The organism is Arthrobacter sp. zg-Y40 (genome assembly GCF_020731535.1).
Classification (GTDB): Bacteria; Actinomycetota; Actinomycetes; order Actinomycetales; family Micrococcaceae; genus Arthrobacter_B.
In genome coordinates this window covers 473,312-488,174 of the sequence record NZ_JAJFZS010000001.1, presented here as the reverse complement: position 1 = coordinate 488,174, position 14,863 = coordinate 473,312, and the positions used below count along the sequence as shown (strand labels likewise).

The following is a 14,863-nucleotide window of genomic DNA, read 5'->3' as shown; positions in this document are numbered from 1 at the left end:
GAGACACCATGGCAGAGCACGACATTTCAGGCAAGAAGGTAGCTTTTCTCCTCACCGACGGGGTGGAGCAGATCGAGCTGACCAGCCCGTGGGAGGCCGTAAAGGAAGCCGGCGGACAGCCGGTCCTGGTTTCCCCCAAGAAGGGCACCATTCAGGGCTTCGACGGCATGGACAAGGGGGAGACCTTCACGGTTGACCTCGATGTTGCCGACGCCAACGCGGACGACTTCGACGCACTGGTGCTGCCCGGCGGCGTCGTAAACGCCGACTTCCTGCGTGTGAACGAGGACGCCCAGCACTTTGCCCGGGCCTTCTTCGAAGCCCACAAGCCGGTGGCGTCCATCTGCCATGGCCCCTGGCTGCTGATCGAGGCCGGTGTGGTCAAGGGACGGGACATGACCTCCTACCACACCCTCGCCACGGACCTGAAGAACGCCGGCGCCAACTGGACCGATGAGGAAGTGGTGGTGGACCAGGGCTTCGTCACCAGCCGCAACCCTGACGATCTGCCCGCCTTCAACGACAAGCTCGTGGAGGAAATCTCCGAAGGCGAACACGCGGGCCAGCACGCCTGACGCCTGCCGGATCACCGCCAAGGGGTGGAGTAACGTGAAAACGTTGCCCCACCCCTTGGCGTTTTAACGGAGGAATCATCCGGTGAATGCAGATGAGCGAGATGCCGATGAGCCGGTTCCAGACGAAGACGCCGGCCGGTTCCTCTGCTCCGGCACGTCCTGGGATGCCTCCGGCCCCGCCCTTGCGCTGCACACGCCGAACGGCATGCCGCACCGGCTGCGCCTGGAGCCAGGAACGGAAGTGCGGTTCCGTGTCTTGGAAGGCCCCGGTGCCGCATCGCGCTTCTGCCTGGGATCGTGGCAGGTGAACGACGGCGGCGGCCAGTCCCACACGCCGTGTCCGGCGCAGGCAGCGGCGGAACGGGGCTACCAGTGCGGCCAGTGCTTCGCCCGTGACGAGGTGCGGGGCATGCACAACAGCCACCGCACCTTCAGTGTTCCCGAAACCCTGCGCCGCTACCTGGACCAGCCGCACTGGCTCTATGTCGCCACCTTCGCCGACGGCTCCACCAAAGTCGGCACGGCAGCCGACCCGCGCAAGCACTTGCGCCTGGTCGAGCAGGGAGCCGTCCGCGCCTCCTATGTTGCCCGCGCCGTGAACGGCCTGACTGTCCGTGTGCTCGAAGATACGGTGACCTCCCGGCTTGGCCTGCCCCAGGCGGTCCGCGCCGGAGCCAAAGCAGCAGCACTGGCCCGGCCGCTTGCCGCGGCGGAACTGGATTCCCTCAACACGGAGGCCGCGCAGGACGTGCGGGACCTGCTGGACAGTACAGGGATTGAGGGTTTCGCCACCGTCGAGGAACGCTGGGAACCGCCCGCGCAGTTTGCCACTGTCCTGGAGGCGGCCTGTGAGCTGTATCCCTGCGACCCCGGAACCGGAGAGCACGGGATGGTTATCGTGGCCGTGCTGGGACCTACCGCCCTGGTCCGGGTGGACGGTGAACAGACCCTGTTCGCCGCGGACCTGTCGCGGCTGAAGGGCCGGCGGCTGCTCACCGGCGCGGCTTACCGTACACCGCTGCCTGCGTTGCAGTCAGCCTTGTTCTAGCAGCACGGTTCCGGCAGCAGGCACGGTACGGTTCCGGTCCGCCCGGCCCGCCCCTGTATTCTGAAGGCATGCTAAACACCCCTTGGGAAACCGGCTCGCCCCTGTACCGGAAACTGGTAGTAAGTGCCTTGGCGATCAGCGGCGCCGGGGTGCTGCTGGTGCTGCTGGGCGCGGTGACGGACAACCAGGTCCTGATGTACATTGCCCTTCCGCTGATAGTGGTGGGCTTGAGTATCCACCTGAGCGGCATGGTGGTGCGGGCCCGTGACACCCGCCGTCGAATCAAGGGAATGGAAGGCAAGAAATGAGCATCAATCCCGGCCTGCAGGGCCGCAGCTACCCCGCCGGTGAGGCCTACGCGGTGGGGCGGGAGAAGATCCGCGAGTTCGCCGCCGCCGTCAAGGCCACCAATCCGGCCCACTTCGATGTCGCCAGCGCGCAGGAGCTCGGGTACAGCGACCTGGTGGCGCCTCCCACGTTCGCCATTATCGTTGCCCAGCGCGCAGACGCCCTGCTGGTGGCCGATCCCGAAGCGGGCATCGACTTCTCCCGCGTGGTGCATGCCGACCAGCGCTTCACCCATCACCGCCCCATTGTGGCCGGCGACGAACTGGTGGCCGAACTGCACGTGGATTCCGTGCGTGCCATGGGCGACGGCGCCCTGATCAGCACCCGTGCGGAAATTTCCACCGTGGAAGGCGAACAGGTAGCCACCACCGTTTCATCCATCCTCGTCCGCGGAGAGGGACAGTAACCAATGTCCATTGCACTGAGCGAACTTTCCACCGGGACGTCCATCGGCTCGTCCACCATCGAAATTTCCCGGGCCGATCTGGTCCGCTATGCCGGCGCATCCGGCGACTTCAACCCCATCCACTGGAATGAACGCTTCGCCCGCGAGGTGGAGCTGCCCGGCGTTATTGCGCACGGCATGTTCACCATGGGTGCTGCCGTGCAGCTGGTCAGCGACTGGACGGGGGATCCCGGGGCGGTCATCGACTACCAGACCCGCTTTACCCGCCCGGTCCTGGTGGAGGACCTCGACGGAGCTCCGGGAGCCGTGGTGGAGGTTGCCGGGGCCATCGGCGCCATTGACGTGGATAACTCCACGGCGCGCGTGGACCTCACGGTGACCTTCAACGGACAGAAGGTGCTGGTCAAGGCACAGGCCGTGGTGCGGATCTGGTGACCGCTTTGACCCGGATGCCGCTGGCATCGCTGACTACCGCACGCGTTGGCGGGCCCGCCCGCCGCTACCTTGAAGCCGAAACCGAAGACGAACTGATCCTCGCCGTCCGCGCCGCGGACGAGGCGGGGGAGCCGCTGCTGATCGTTGGCGGCGGATCCAATCTGCTGATCTCGGACCGGGGGTTCGACGGCGCGGTCATCCGCATCGCCACCCGCGGACTGCGGATGACACCGGCCGACGACGGCGGCGCCGTCCTGCGTGCCGAAGCCGGCCACCCCTGGGACGAACTGGTGGCGTACACCCTGGCCGAAGGCTATTCCGGACTGGAAGCCCTCTCGGGCATTCCCGGGCTCGCCGGGGCAACCCCGGTGCAGAACGTGGGTGCCTACGGCGCAGATGTGTCCCAGTCCATCCGGTCGGTGCGGGCCTGGGACCGCACCGAACGCTGCGTGGCGGAATTCAGCAACGCGGAGCTGGGCTTCGGCTACCGGGATTCGGTACTCAAGCGCAGCACAGTCAACGGCTCCCCGCGTTACGTTGTGCTCAGCGTCGAGTTCAACCTGGCCAAGGGCCATACCAGTGCCCCGGTGCGTTACGCCGAGCTGGCCCGTGCACTGGGCACGGACCTGGGCGAGCGGACCGATGCCGTGGATGTACGCCGCGAGGTACTGCGCCTGCGGGCGGGCAAGGGCATGGTCCTGGATGCAGCGGACCCGGATACCTACAGCACCGGCTCCTTCTTCACCAACCCCATTGTGGACGAGGCAACGGCTGCAAACCTGCCCGAGGACGCCCCGCGCTATCCGGTAACGGAGCCCGGACACGTAAAGCTCAGCGCCGCGTGGCTGATCAGCCACGCAGGTTTCCGCAAGGGATTCGGGTTGGACCCGGCGGACGGGACCGGAGGCCGTGCTTCCCTGTCCACCAAGCACACCCTGGCGGTGACCAACCGCGGAGAGGCAACCGCGGAAGACCTGCTGGTGGTGGCACGCGCCGTGGCGAAGGGAGTGGAGCAGGCCTTCGGAATCCGGCTGCATCCCGAGCCCGTCCTGGTGAACTGCAGCCTCTAGGAACCCTCCCAGCGCCGCTGGGAACCCTCCCTGCCGGCGGGGCCTTTCCGCGCCTCCGCCGCCGCCGCACGGGCGCCGCGGATAGCCGGGCGGTGCCGGTGCGGATCCAGCAGATGCGTGTTGCACAGCCACTGGATCAGGCGCGGGGTCATGCTGACCTGGGTGCGCCTGTCCTGCAGGTCCGGCAGCAGCCACGCCGGGTCCAGGAAGCCGGTGAGGGCATAGGCGAGCTCTGCGGCGCCAAACAGCCGGGCAAAGGCTGACCCTTCACCGAAACCGCGTTCCAGCTCCAGGAGCGCCGTGTCCTCCGCCGAGAGGATGCGGACGCCTTCGGCCTCGAGATAGGCGCGCAGCTGTACGCCAACCCGCAGGTAGCGGGCATGCGTGGGTATCTGCTTGCCCGCGCAGCTGAAGGCAAAAAAACTGGTCAGGATGGCGTCTATGCTCTGTTGGGCAGGATGCCCTGCGTTGTGCCCTGCATTGTGCCCCGCGGCCGGTTGCTGCTCCATGCGCAACAACCTGCCACATGCCTCTGACAGTTTTGCGTACGGGCCTGCCTTGCCCGCCCCGGTGCTGCGCGGGAGCGGTGCAGGGCCCCTTACAGGTTGCCGGTGGCGATGCGCAGCATCCGGCGCAACGGCTCGGCCGCACCCCAGAGCAGCTGGTCGCCGATGGTGAAGGCGCTGATGTACTCCGGGCCCATTTCCAGCTTGCGGATACGTCCCACCGGAACCTGCAGCGTGCCGGTGACCGCCACGGGGGTCAGCTCGGCCATGGTGGCCTCCTTGGTGTTGGGCACCACCTTCGCCCACTCGTTGTCCGCGTCAATGATCTTCTCGATCTCTTCGACGGAGAGATCCTCGGTGAGCTTCAGGGTCAGCGCCTGGGAGTGGGAGCGCATGGCACCGATGCGCACGCACAATCCGTCAAACGGGATACGTCCGCCAGCACCGCGGCCGAGGATCTTGTTGGTTTCGGCGCCGCCCTTCCACTCTTCCTTGGACATGCCGTTGCCCAGGTCCGCGTCAATCCACGGGATCACGGAACCGGCCAGCGGCACTCCAAACCGGGAAGAATCCAGCGCCGGGTCCTGCTGCGCAGCCAGCACGGCCCGGTCAATGGCGAGGATGGCCGACGCCGGGTCAGCCAGCTCCGGGGCCACCGCACCGTGCAGCGCACCGAACTGGTTCAGCAGTTCGCGCATGTGCCGGGCACCGCCGCCGGACGCTGCCTGGTAGGTCATGGAGGTGCCCCATTCCACCAGGCCATTGCGGAACAGGCCGCCCAGGCCCATCAGCATGCAGGAGACCGTGCAGTTGCCGCCGACAAAGTTCTTCACGCCCCGGGCCAGTCCGGCATCGATCACGTCGCGGTTCACCGGATCCAGCACAATGATTGCGTCGTCATCCATCCGCAGTGTGGAGGCGGCATCAATCCAGATCCCGTCCCAGCCGGCGGCACGCAGCTTCGGGAAGACCTCCGCGGTGTAGTCCCCGCCCTGCGCCGTCACGATGATCGGCAGCTTGGCCAGCGCCTCGACGTCGTAGGCGTCCTGCAGCGGGCCCGCGCCGGCCGCGAACGACGGCGCGTCTCCTCCCGCGTTGGAGGTGGAGAAGAAGACGGGGTTGACCAGGGCAAAGTCGCCTTCGTCCTGCATGCGCTGCATCAGGACGGAGCCAACCATGCCGCGCCAGCCGATGAAACCTGCAGTGGGAACGGAGGAAGAAGTCATGGGTTCCACTTTAGGGCGTTGGGCCGCTGCCGTCTTGGTTGTTTACGTCACTGTCCACGCGCATCACGTGTCCAGAGGGCAATCCGGTACTGGCTGCCGTTGGCGGACGTGTACCAGCCGGAGGCCGGGCTGACCCCGGTAAAGGTCCACTCCGGGCCGAGGTGAGGGGCGTAGGTGTCGCCCTCGGTCTCGCTGTCGATCACGGTCACCACCGCGGCGTCGGCCACTTCCACGGCCGCCTCGTAGAGCTGCGCGCCGCCGATGATCCAGACCTCCTCGCTGCCGGGGCTGGCGGCAGCGGCGGCCAGAGCCTGCTCGAGGGAACCCGTGACGACGGCGCCGGAGGCTGACGCTTCGGCTGCCAGTTCCGGGCTGGAAGAAATGATGATGTTCGTCCGGTCCGGAAGGGGACGGTATTTCGCCGGGAAGGACTCCCAGGTGCGCCGGCCCATGATCACCGGGTGACCGGAGGTGGTGGCCTTGAAATGTGCCAGGTCTTCGGGCAGGTGCCACGGCATCCCGCCGTCGCGTCCTATGACGCCGCCGGCAGTCTGCGCCCAGACCATGCCGATGACCGGTTCCCCGGCGGGTACGGTGCCGAGTTCCTGCAGCACTTCGTGCAGGTCCGCTCCTTCGCCGGAACCGCCGCCCACCGGGTAGTAGCGGGTGCCGGGAGCGGACGTGTTGGGTACGGACTCAGTCATGGTGTCCTTTTCCGTTGGGGTCGGATCAAACGGCGATGGGAGCTTTGATGCCGGGATGGTGCTGGTAGTCCCGGACTTCGAAGTCCTCAAGCGTGTAGTCGAAAATGCTCTCCGGCGTACGGCGGATATGCAGTTTCGGGTAGGGGAAAGGCTCGCGGCCCAGCTGTTCGCGGACCTGCTCCACGTGGTTGTCGTAAATGTGCACGTCGCCGCCGCTCCACACGAATTCGCCCGGCTCCAGACCGGTCTGCTGGGCAACCATCATGGTGAGCAGGGCGTACGAGGCAATGTTGAAGGGGACGCCCAGGAAGGTGTCCGCGGAGCGCTGGTAAAGCTGGCAGGAAAGCTTCCCGTCGGCAACGTAGAACTGGAACAGGGCGTGGCACGGCGGCAGGGCCATATTTTCCACTTCGGCCGGGTTCCAGGCGGTGACGATGTGCCGGCGCGAGTCAGGGTTCTTCCGGATCCCTTCGACCAGTTTGGCGATCTGGTCGATGTGCCCGCCGTCCGGGGTGGGCCACGAGCGCCACTGGACGCCGTAGACCGGTCCCAGTTCGCCGTCGTCGTCAGCCCATTCGTCCCAGATGCTGACGCCGCGCTCCTGCAGCCAGCGCACATTCGAATCGCCGCGCAGGAACCACAGGAGTTCCAGGGCCACGGATTTGAAGTGCACCCGCTTGGTGGTGATCAGCGGAAAGGACTCGCTGAGGTCAAAGCGCATCTGGCGGCCGAACACGCTGCGCGTGCCGGTGCCGGTGCGGTCGGACTTCTGCGTGCCGTTGGCCATAACGTCTCGCAGCAGGTCTTCATACGGGGTTGGAATGCTCACCGGGCCAGTCTAGTTCAGGTCAGGGCGCCAGCAGGGGCAGTGCGATGCCCGCCACAAGGGCAGCCATGCTGACCAGTCCGATCAGCAGGTAAAAGGCCAGCCCGGCGGGACGGCCGGCGTTCAGCGTCCAGCCAACGCCCAGCCGTTTGGGGACCAGCAGGCGGGGATCGGCGCGGTTCACGTAGATGCCGGCACGGTAGTTGCTGCGCTGCGCCACCGGATCACCGGCGCCGGCTGCGGGGGCGTCCGGTTCATCTCCCGGGCCCTCTGCCCTCTCATCCTCTGCCGCCGCATCCGACGTCCCTGCAACTTCCCTGCGGTACCGGCGCAGGGCTGCCACCCCGAAGCCGGCCATGGCCAGGAACAGGGCCACCGTGGGCAGCACGAATTCCAGGGCGCTGCCGTCCGGGGGCAGGAGCCAGCCCCGCAGGGCAAGCCAGGCGAACAGCATGCTCAGTGCGAAGGCGGTGCCGCCGAGGAAGAACTGCGTGGCGCGGATGTTGGCAGTATGGGCCGCAGGGCCGCCGGCGTGCAGCTGGCCGGACAAGGCCGCCAGCCGCGGGATGACCGCCGCACTTCCCAGCAGGAAGAGCAGCATTCCAAGGGCTATCAGCGGCGCAGCAAAGACGGACCAGGTGCTCTTGGGCGCATAGCTGTCGGCTTGCCCCGCACCGTTCCAATGCACCGGCAGGGACTGCGGCAGGGCCGGGTAGAGAACTGCCCCGGCGCCTGCCGCAGCCAGGACGACGACGGCGGCGGCGACGTACCGGCCGTACGCCGGGCCCGGCACGGCGCTGGCCGATGCACCGCTGACTGTTACGCCGCCCGGTGAAGTATCGCGGTGGGTTTCGGTCATGGCGGGCGCCCCCTCGCGCCGGTGAAACGTCAGTCGTCGAACGCCCGGTACTTCTCCAGGGAAACAATACGGCCTTCATCGGCACTGCTGACCTGGCAGATCACGGACTCGCCGGGCGCCAGGTACGGGTCCTTGACGGGCAGTCCGGCAGCCATCTCCTCGGACATGTGCGCGGCCAGCACGTCAAAGACCAGCGGCAGTACCGGGCGGTGCGTGCACACGGCCGCGGACTTGGCCTTGTCGAACAGGCCTTCCACGGCGCCGCGGGCCTTGCCCGGTTTCCGCTTGGCGTTGTGCTCGGTGAGGGCGTCCACCGTCTTGAACTTGGCGCCTTCCGCCTTCACATACGGCTTGACGGTCTGCACGCAGCGGACCCAGGGGCTGGAGACCACCCGTTTGGGCCGCCAGGCCACCAGCAGCCGCGAGACGGCCATGGCCTGGCGCAGGCCGGTAGCAACCAGCGGACGGTCCCCTTCGGCCCTGGTCCAGGAGGAACGGGGCTTGGCTTTGGCATGGCGCACCACAATGAGCGGCCAGGTCAGCAGGCGCTGCTCGTCATAGGCCAGGACCAGTTCCTGCAGCGGAAGCTTGTCGGTGGGATTGGTCAGCGACTCGGCAGCTTCCTCCGGGCTGCACCAGCGGATCCCGTCCACCTCCTTGCCGTCGGGACGGGCCTTGCCTGAGTCCACGTGAGAGGCCCAGTAGTGGACAATCTTCATGCCGGAGGCCACCGGGTAGACGGTGGGCGGCAGCGGGATGCCCAAGCTGATCCGCAGGCCCACTTCCTCGCGGACCTCGCGCACGGCGCATTCGGGCGTGGTCTCGCCGTCGTCCAGCTTCCCCTTGGGCCAGGACCAGTCGTCATAGCGGGGACGGTGGATCATCAGGACCTGCAGCTTGCCTTCGCGCTCCCGCCAGCACAGGGCGCCGGCAGCAACCACCTTGACCGGCGCGTCCCCGGGGGCAGCGGCCGGCGTCGTCCGGGACTCCGTTGCTTCCATCAGCGGCGGGCCACCGAGCGCTGGCGCGAACGGGAGGCCAGCAGCCAGGACTGGACATCCTGCAGCGGGTTGCCCTCTGCATCCTTATGGTGGCGGTTCCAGATCCCTTCCGCATCCAGGTGCCAGCTGGCGGTGCCGGGGTCCATGTACCGGTCCATCAGCGCCACCAGTTCCGCAACGTCGTCCTTGGATGCCAGCTGGACCAGGGCCTCGACGCGGCGGTCCAGGTTGCGGTGCATCATGTCGGCTGAACCGATGAAGACCACCGGATCGCCTCCGTTGGCGAAGGCGAACACGCGGGAGTGCTCCAGGAAGCGGCCCAGCACGGAACGGACCGTAATGTTCTCGCTCAGCCCGGGCACGCCGGGGCGTACCGAGCAGATGCCGCGGACAATCACGTCCACCTGCACACCGGCTTGGGAAGCCCGGTAGAGGGAGTCGATGATTGCCTCGTCCACCATCGAGTTGACCTTGATGATGACACGGGCGCTGAGGCCGGCCTTCTTATTGGCGATCTCCCGTTCAATCCGGTCGATCAGTCCTGACCGGACGGAGCGCGGTGCCACCAGGAGGCGCTTGAACGTGGACTTGGGCGCGTAGCCGGACAGCTGGTTGAACAGCTTCGTAAGGTCTTCGCCCACCTGCTCATTGGCCGTCAGCAGGCCCAGGTCCTCGTAGTAGCGGGCGGTGCGCGGGTGGTAGTTGCCGGTGCCGATGTGGCAGTAGCGGCGCAGCCCGTCCACTTCCTGCCGGACCACCAGCGAAAGCTTGCAGTGGGTTTTCAACCCCACGATGCCGTACACGACGTGGACCCCGGCCTGCTCCAGCTTGCGGGCCCAGGAAATGTTGGCCTGCTCATCGAAACGTGCCTTGATTTCCACCAGCGCCAGGACCTGCTTGCCGGCCTCGGCGGCGTCGATCAGTGCGTCGACAATGGGGGAGTCCCCGGAGGTGCGGTACAGGGTCTGCTTGATGGCCTGGACGCGGGGATCCGCAGCAGCCTGCTCCAGGAAGGCCTGGGTGGAGGTGGAGAAGGAATCGTACGGGTGGTGCAGGAGGATGTCCCGGCGCCGCATGGCGGCAAAGACGTTGGCCGGCTTGGAGGTTTCGGACTCCTTCAGGTGCCGGTTGGTATGCGGTACCTGCTTCGGATAGTGCAGATCCGTCCGGTCGATGCGGCTGATCCCGGACAGCCCGCGCAGGTCCAGCGGGGCGGGCAGGACATAGACCTCGTCCGACTCCACGCCCAGCTCGCGTTCAAGCAGTTCGCGGATATTCGGGTTCATTTCCGGAGTTACTTCCAGGCGCACCGGCGGCCCGAAGCGGCGGCGGAGCAGCTCCTTTTCCAGGGCCTGCAGCAGGTTCTCGGCGTCGTCCTCTTCCACCTCGAGATCCTCGTTGCGGGTCACGCGGAAGGTATAGTGCTCAATGACGTCCATGCCCGGGAAGAGCTGGTCCAGGTGCTGGGCAATCACGTCTTCGAGCGTAATGAAACGGGCCATCCGCCCGGCCACGTTGCCGGCGCGGGGTCCGTCCACGGAGATCAGCCGCGGCAGCTGGTCCGGAACCTTGACGCGGGCAAAGAACTCCTTGCCGCTGACCGGGTTGCGGACCACCACGGCCAGGTTCAGGGACAGCCCGGAAATATAGGGGAACGGGTGGGCCGGATCAACGGCCAGCGGCGTCAGGATCGGGAAGACCTTGGACGCGAACTGTTTGTGCAGGTTCGCCTTGGCGGCGTCGTCGAGCTCGTCCCAGCTGACCAGGTAGATCTGTTCCTCGGCGAGGGCGGGGCGGATCTGCTGAGCGAATACGTTTGCGTGGCGCTGCTGCAGGCGGTAGCCGGCGGCCACGATCTCCTCCAGCTGTTCGATGGGGCTCATCCCCGCGGCGGACGGGACGGCCAGCCCGGTGGCAATCCGGCGCTTAAGCCCGGCCACCCGGACCATGAAGAACTCGTCCAGGTTGGAGGCGAAGATGGACAGGAAGTTCACCCGCTCCAGCAGGAACAGCTCCGGGTCCTCCGCCAGCTCCAGCACGCGGGCATTGAAGTGCAGCCAGCTGATTTCCCGGTCCAGGAAGCGCGCCGGCGAGATATCCCCGCTGGGCAGCAGGGCAGGGCCGAAGTCCGGGATGTCGATGCGGTCCTGGGTGGCCCGGGGCGCCGACATGGCCTCGGCCGACCCGAAGGTCGCGCGGGGCTCGGCGGCGGTATCGAAATCCATAGTGTCTCCCTGAAGTGCTGGCGGCGGGACAGGGCAGCCGCGCCGGTGGCCGGGCGGCCCTGTCCAAATAACATTACAAGCTGCGGAATCTATGCGGGGGCGTACATGACGTCCTGGTCCCAGCGGACAAAGCCCAGCCGTTGATACAGCGCGACGGCGGCGGTATTGTCCGCGTCCACGTACAGCATCACCGCGTCCAGTCCGGCGGCATGCAGGTGCCGGATCCCGGCAATCGTGAGGGCCTTGCCCAGCCCCTTGCCCTGCGCGTCGGGGCTGACGCCCACCACGTACACCTCGCCGATGGGCGGATGGCCGCCGGCACCCGGATGCACCTTGGTCCAGTGGAAGCCCAGGATTTTTCCGTCCTGGTCCACGGCCAGGAGGAACCCGGACGGGTCGAACCAGTCCTCGGCCATCCGGGCCTGCAGATCGGCCAGGCTCATCGAACCCTGTTCAGGGTGGTGCGAGAACGCTGCGGCGTTGGCTTCAAGCCAGGGAAGTTCATCGCGGCCGGGTTCGAAGGAACGCAGTGTCACGCCCTCCGGGAACGGTGCCTCCGGCAGTGCGTCGGCCAGGGCGGAACGGCTCAGCCGCATCTTCCACAGGTCGCGGACCGGCCGGTAGCCAAACCGTGAAGCAAGCTCAACGGCGGCTTCATGGTTTCCGTGCGACCAGGCAGCGGGCCGGTTCGTGCCGGTCCGCTCGGCAACCGCCCGGGCCAGCGCAGTGCCCACACCCTGGTTGCGGTAGTTCGGGTGCACCACCAGTTCCAGGACCCCGGGGGCGCCGGGGGCTTCGGCCACCAGCACGGCAACGCCGGCCAGCCAGCGGCCGCCGCCGGTAGCTGCACCCGCGTCGTCGGCGTAGGTCGTAAAGACGGCCAGCGTGTCCGGGTCCGCGTCCGCCGAGCGCAGGTCAACGAGCGTCTGCTCGGACAGGGGAGGGTTGCCGTCGGAATCCCGGGCGGCCGCTGCCAGTTCCAGGATGTCTGCCAAGGCAGCGGGTTCCGGGGTTCCGCGTGTCTCGACGACGGGCCATGCTGTCTGCGGTTCTTCACTCATGCCGAAAGCCTAGCGCGGCCGGGGCTGTGAGCGGGCCGCGCGGCGCGGGTTCGGGTGCTCAGGCATCCTGGCTGGCGGGTGCGGCGGTTTCCGTACGGGAGCGGGTGAACCGGTAGCCGACGTTGCGGACCGTGCCGATCAGCGTTTCGTGGTCCGGCCCGAGCTTGGCGCGCAGCCGGCGTACATGCACGTCCACGGTGCGGGTGCCGCCGTAGTAGTCGTAGCCCCACACCTCGTGCAGCAGCTGGTCGCGGGTGAAAACCCGCCCGGGGTGCTGTGCCAGGTACTTAAGCAGCTCGAATTCCTTGTAGGTCAGGTTCAGTGCCGTGCCGTTGACACGTGCGGTGTAGCTTGCCTCGTCAATCACGACGCCGGAGGCGGAGATCTCCGTGACGGTTTCCTCCGCGCCGCTGCCGCCCCGGGCCGACGCCAGCCGCAGCCGGGCTTCCAGCTCGGCAGGTCCTGCGGTATCCAGGATGACGTCGTCGGACAGCCAGTTGGGGGCGACGGCGGCCATGCCGCCCTCGGTCAGGATCAGGATCAGCGGGGTGCCAAGCCCCGTGGCCTTGAGCAGCTGGGTCAGGGAACGGGCTCCCACCAGGTCCTTGCGGGCATCAATGAGGATGACGTCGCTGGGCTCGGTGTCCAGGAGGGCAGTGGGCTCCGCCGGAACAACATGGACCTTGTGGTTGAGCAGCTCCAGGGCAGGCAGGACATTCACCGAGGCACCTGAACTGTTGGTCAGGAGCAGAATGTGCGACATAGGTCCTCCGAATGTTGGGCGCACACCGTTGGGCACAGATTCTTCGCCGATCCGCTTGGCTGGAAGTGATCGAAAGTATACCCATCGGCCTTTGCGGGCCTGTCGCTTTTCATCTGGACGCCGTAATAAGGCAGGATAACTAGGGTGAAACTATGGAGCTTAGCGGTGCCGGCGGCGCTTGCCATTATCGGTATCGTAAGTGCCTCCTACCTCTCGGTGCCCGCCGTGGCGCTGGTGTCCGGTGCAGCCGCCGTGCTGACCGGCCTGTGCTGGCCGCACCTGATCGGGGTGCCGGCGCGTAAGACGCAGGGCGCCGTGCTGGCCCTGGTTGGAGCCGGCGCAACCGCTGCGGCCTGCTACGCGCCCCCCGCGGCCATGCTGACCTGGCTGCCCGCCGCCGTCGCCGTCGGAGTGGGGGCAGTGTTCCTGATCCAGCTGCTGCGCGGCACCGGCCAGGCCCACCGCCTGGAATCCATTGTCGGCATTATCTCCGGTGTCCTGGTAACGGCCATGGCTTCAGGCTGGGTGGCGGCCGACAGGCTCGCCGACGCCGGCGAGGACCCGGCCCTGCTGGCCGTGGCCGGCGCCGCGGCCCTGGCCGCCGTAGCGGTGTCCCTGATCCCGCTGCCGGACCGGATGGCGGCACCCCTTGGACTGGTTGCCGGCGGGCTGTGCGGCGCACTTGCCGTCCTGCTGGCATCGGGAGTGTCCTGGCAGTGGGCTGCGTTCTCCGGCGTGGTGGTTGCCGCCGTCGTGATGGCCTTCCGCCGCCTGGTGTTATCCCGTGCGGACAAATCCAACACCGCCGGACAGCTGGCACTCGCACTGGCGCCGGTCCTGGTGCTGGGACCGGTGGTCTATTTCCTCGGACGCCTCATCGGCCTATGACCCGCAGGCCGGTGTGCACTCCCCGGGCGCAGTGCGGTTTTGTCCGGGCTGTCCCGCATGATCGAATGGCTGTACCGTCACTTCCCCGCGTTAGGATGTACCCATGACTGCACTCGAAATCTTCTTCATCGCTCTGCTGGGTCTCACCGGCCTGGGTATGGCCGGATTCGCCGGCCTGGTGGTTTCCCGCCTGTACAAGGGCCAGAAGTAGCACCGAACCGGTAATCCCGGGCCTGTAACTCCGGACCCGTCGCCTGCCGGCGTTTGCGCCGGCCCGTTAGATATCGAAGGACAGGTTCCACCATGCCAATGGAGATCCCCACCGACCTGACGCCGGAACTGGTTCCCCTCTCCTGGCTGATCGGCACCTGGGAAGGGTCCGGGAGGCTTGGCGAAGGCGAAGCCGATTCGGAGCACTTCGCCCAAAAGGTAACGTTCACCCAGAACGGCCTGCCCTACCTGCAGTACATGGCGGAAAGCTGGCTCACCGACGAGCAGGGCACCCGGCTGCGTCCGCTGGCGGTGGAGACCGGCTTCTGGTCCCTTGACCGTCCGCTGAACGACGCCGACGGCGGCCCCGGGCTGGTGCCCGCAGACATTGTTCCGGCCCTGCGCAGCGCCGACGAGGTCGAAGAGCTGCGCAACGAAAACGGCGGCTTCGACATCACCGCCACCATTGTGCATCCCGGCGGCATTGCCGAGCTGTACTACGGGCAGATCAAGGGACCGCAGATCCAGCTGGCCACCGACCTGGTCATGCGTGGCGTGAATTCCAAGGAATACACGGCCGCCACCCGCATCTTCGGCCTGGTCAATGGAGACCTGTACTGGCGCTGGGATGTCGCCTCGGAGGGTGAAAACCTCAAAGCCCATGCCTCCGCCATCCTCAACAAGAGCTCCTGAGCCGGGGAATAGCCCCGCA

Annotated in this window: 17 protein-coding genes; 8 read left to right on the top strand and 9 right to left on the bottom strand. The window is 67.0% G+C overall.

All coding sequences use genetic code 11. From position 1 onward, the window contains the following. Positions 1–8 precede the first annotated feature (8 nt). From LJ754_RS02270 to LJ754_RS02245, 6 genes are all read left to right on the top strand, one after another. Positions 9–575 carry a type 1 glutamine amidotransferase domain-containing protein gene (locus LJ754_RS02270; RefSeq protein WP_227912753.1) on the top strand — a complete coding sequence of 189 codons (567 nt, stop codon included), beginning with the start codon at positions 9–11 and terminating at the stop codon, positions 573–575. Positions 576–657: 82 nt separating this feature from the next. Beyond that, positions 658–1,623 (top strand): DUF2797 domain-containing protein, encoded by a 966-nt coding sequence (locus LJ754_RS02265; protein WP_227925126.1) that lies wholly within the window; start codon positions 658–660, stop codon positions 1,621–1,623. A gap of 68 nt (positions 1,624–1,691) precedes the next feature. Then, positions 1,692–1,931, top strand: a complete 240-nt coding sequence (locus LJ754_RS02260) for a hypothetical protein (RefSeq protein WP_227912755.1) — start codon at positions 1,692–1,694, stop codon at positions 1,929–1,931. Beyond that, positions 1,928–2,377, top strand: coding sequence for an FAS1-like dehydratase domain-containing protein (locus LJ754_RS02255; RefSeq protein WP_227925124.1), 450 nt, complete (start codon positions 1,928–1,930; stop codon positions 2,375–2,377). The genes LJ754_RS02260 and LJ754_RS02255 overlap by 4 nt, the downstream gene beginning before the upstream one ends. A 3-nt stretch (positions 2,378–2,380) precedes the next feature. Continuing rightward, a complete protein-coding gene (locus LJ754_RS02250; protein ID WP_227925122.1) occupies positions 2,381–2,812 on the top strand; it encodes a MaoC family dehydratase in 432 nt (143 codons plus the stop codon). 5 nt (positions 2,813–2,817) lie between these two features. Next, the gene (locus LJ754_RS02245) at positions 2,818–3,882 is read left to right on the top strand and encodes a UDP-N-acetylmuramate dehydrogenase (RefSeq protein WP_227912957.1); all 1,065 of its coding nucleotides are present in this window, start codon (positions 2,818–2,820) and stop codon (positions 3,880–3,882) included. On the opposite strand, the gene LJ754_RS02240 is transcribed toward LJ754_RS02245, so the two are convergent. The 9 genes from LJ754_RS02240 to LJ754_RS02200 form a co-directional block, all read right to left on the bottom strand. Further along, complete coding sequence (locus tag LJ754_RS02240) at positions 3,879–4,391, bottom strand: hypothetical protein (protein WP_227925120.1); 513 nt, start codon at positions 4,389–4,391, stop codon at positions 3,879–3,881. The two genes, LJ754_RS02245 and LJ754_RS02240, sit on opposite strands and share 4 nt — an antisense overlap. A gap of 89 nt (positions 4,392–4,480) precedes the next feature. After that, complete coding sequence (gene asd / locus LJ754_RS02235; protein ID WP_227912759.1) at positions 4,481–5,614, bottom strand: aspartate-semialdehyde dehydrogenase; 1,134 nt, start codon at positions 5,612–5,614, stop codon at positions 4,481–4,483. Positions 5,615–5,661: 47 nt separating this feature from the next. Continuing rightward, the gene (locus LJ754_RS02230; protein WP_331461497.1) at positions 5,662–6,318 is read right to left on the bottom strand and encodes a dihydrofolate reductase; all 657 of its coding nucleotides are present in this window, start codon (positions 6,316–6,318) and stop codon (positions 5,662–5,664) included. Positions 6,319–6,343: 25 nt separating this feature from the next. Further along, a complete protein-coding gene (locus LJ754_RS02225) occupies positions 6,344–7,147 on the bottom strand; it encodes a thymidylate synthase (RefSeq protein ID WP_227925119.1) in 804 nt (267 codons plus the stop codon). Positions 7,148–7,166: 19 nt separating this feature from the next. After that, on the bottom strand, positions 7,167–8,003 hold the full coding sequence (locus tag LJ754_RS02220) for a DUF1648 domain-containing protein (protein ID WP_227925117.1): 837 nt from the start codon (positions 8,001–8,003) through the stop codon (positions 7,167–7,169). Between the two features lie 29 nt (positions 8,004–8,032). Further along, positions 8,033–9,004 carry an NUDIX hydrolase gene (locus tag LJ754_RS02215; RefSeq protein ID WP_227925115.1) on the bottom strand — a complete coding sequence of 324 codons (972 nt, stop codon included), beginning with the start codon at positions 9,002–9,004 and terminating at the stop codon, positions 8,033–8,035. After that, complete coding sequence (locus LJ754_RS02210; RefSeq protein ID WP_227912763.1) at positions 9,004–11,229, bottom strand: RNA degradosome polyphosphate kinase; 2,226 nt, start codon at positions 11,227–11,229, stop codon at positions 9,004–9,006. Before LJ754_RS02210 ends, LJ754_RS02215 begins: the two co-directional genes overlap by 1 nt. A gap of 89 nt (positions 11,230–11,318) precedes the next feature. Continuing rightward, positions 11,319–12,290, bottom strand: coding sequence for a mycothiol synthase (gene mshD, locus LJ754_RS02205; protein ID WP_227925113.1), 972 nt, complete (start codon positions 12,288–12,290; stop codon positions 11,319–11,321). Positions 12,291–12,348: 58 nt separating this feature from the next. After that, entirely contained in the window at positions 12,349–13,053 is a 705-nt protein-coding gene (locus LJ754_RS02200) for a winged helix-turn-helix transcriptional regulator (RefSeq protein ID WP_227925111.1), read from the bottom strand. A 144-nt stretch (positions 13,054–13,197) separates the two neighbouring features. On the opposite strand from LJ754_RS02200, the gene LJ754_RS02195 reads away from it, so the two are divergent. Beyond that, positions 13,198–13,941 (top strand): hypothetical protein, encoded by a 744-nt coding sequence (locus LJ754_RS02195; RefSeq protein WP_227912766.1) that lies wholly within the window; start codon positions 13,198–13,200, stop codon positions 13,939–13,941. A gap of 303 nt (positions 13,942–14,244) precedes the next feature. Further along, a complete protein-coding gene (locus tag LJ754_RS02190) occupies positions 14,245–14,844 on the top strand; it encodes an FABP family protein (protein ID WP_227925109.1) in 600 nt (199 codons plus the stop codon). Positions 14,845–14,863 lie beyond the last annotated feature (19 nt).

Coding starts and splice junctions, on each gene's coding strand:
- LJ754_RS02270 (WP_227912753.1), top strand. CDS start 9: ATGGCAGAGCACGACATTTCAGGCAAGAAGGTAGCTTTTCTCCTCACC.
- LJ754_RS02260 (WP_227912755.1), top strand. CDS start 1,692: ATGCTAAACACCCCTTGGGAAACCGGCTCGCCCCTGTACCGGAAACTG.
- LJ754_RS02255 (WP_227925124.1), top strand. CDS start 1,928: ATGAGCATCAATCCCGGCCTGCAGGGCCGCAGCTACCCCGCCGGTGAG.
- LJ754_RS02250 (WP_227925122.1), top strand. CDS start 2,381: ATGTCCATTGCACTGAGCGAACTTTCCACCGGGACGTCCATCGGCTCG.
- LJ754_RS02240 (WP_227925120.1), bottom strand. CDS start 4,391: ATGGAGCAGCAACCGGCCGCGGGGCACAATGCAGGGCACAACGCAGGG.
- asd (WP_227912759.1), bottom strand. CDS start 5,614: ATGACTTCTTCCTCCGTTCCCACTGCAGGTTTCATCGGCTGGCGCGGC.
- LJ754_RS02230 (WP_331461497.1), bottom strand. CDS start 6,318: ATGACTGAGTCCGTACCCAACACGTCCGCTCCCGGCACCCGCTACTAC.
- LJ754_RS02220 (WP_227925117.1), bottom strand. CDS start 8,003: ATGACCGAAACCCACCGCGATACTTCACCGGGCGGCGTAACAGTCAGC.
- LJ754_RS02215 (WP_227925115.1), bottom strand. CDS start 9,004: ATGGAAGCAACGGAGTCCCGGACGACGCCGGCCGCTGCCCCCGGGGAC.
- LJ754_RS02210 (WP_227912763.1), bottom strand. CDS start 11,229: ATGGATTTCGATACCGCCGCCGAGCCCCGCGCGACCTTCGGGTCGGCC.
- mshD (WP_227925113.1), bottom strand. CDS start 12,290: ATGAGTGAAGAACCGCAGACAGCATGGCCCGTCGTCGAGACACGCGGA.
- LJ754_RS02200 (WP_227925111.1), bottom strand. CDS start 13,053: ATGTCGCACATTCTGCTCCTGACCAACAGTTCAGGTGCCTCGGTGAAT.
- LJ754_RS02190 (WP_227925109.1), top strand. CDS start 14,245: ATGCCAATGGAGATCCCCACCGACCTGACGCCGGAACTGGTTCCCCTC.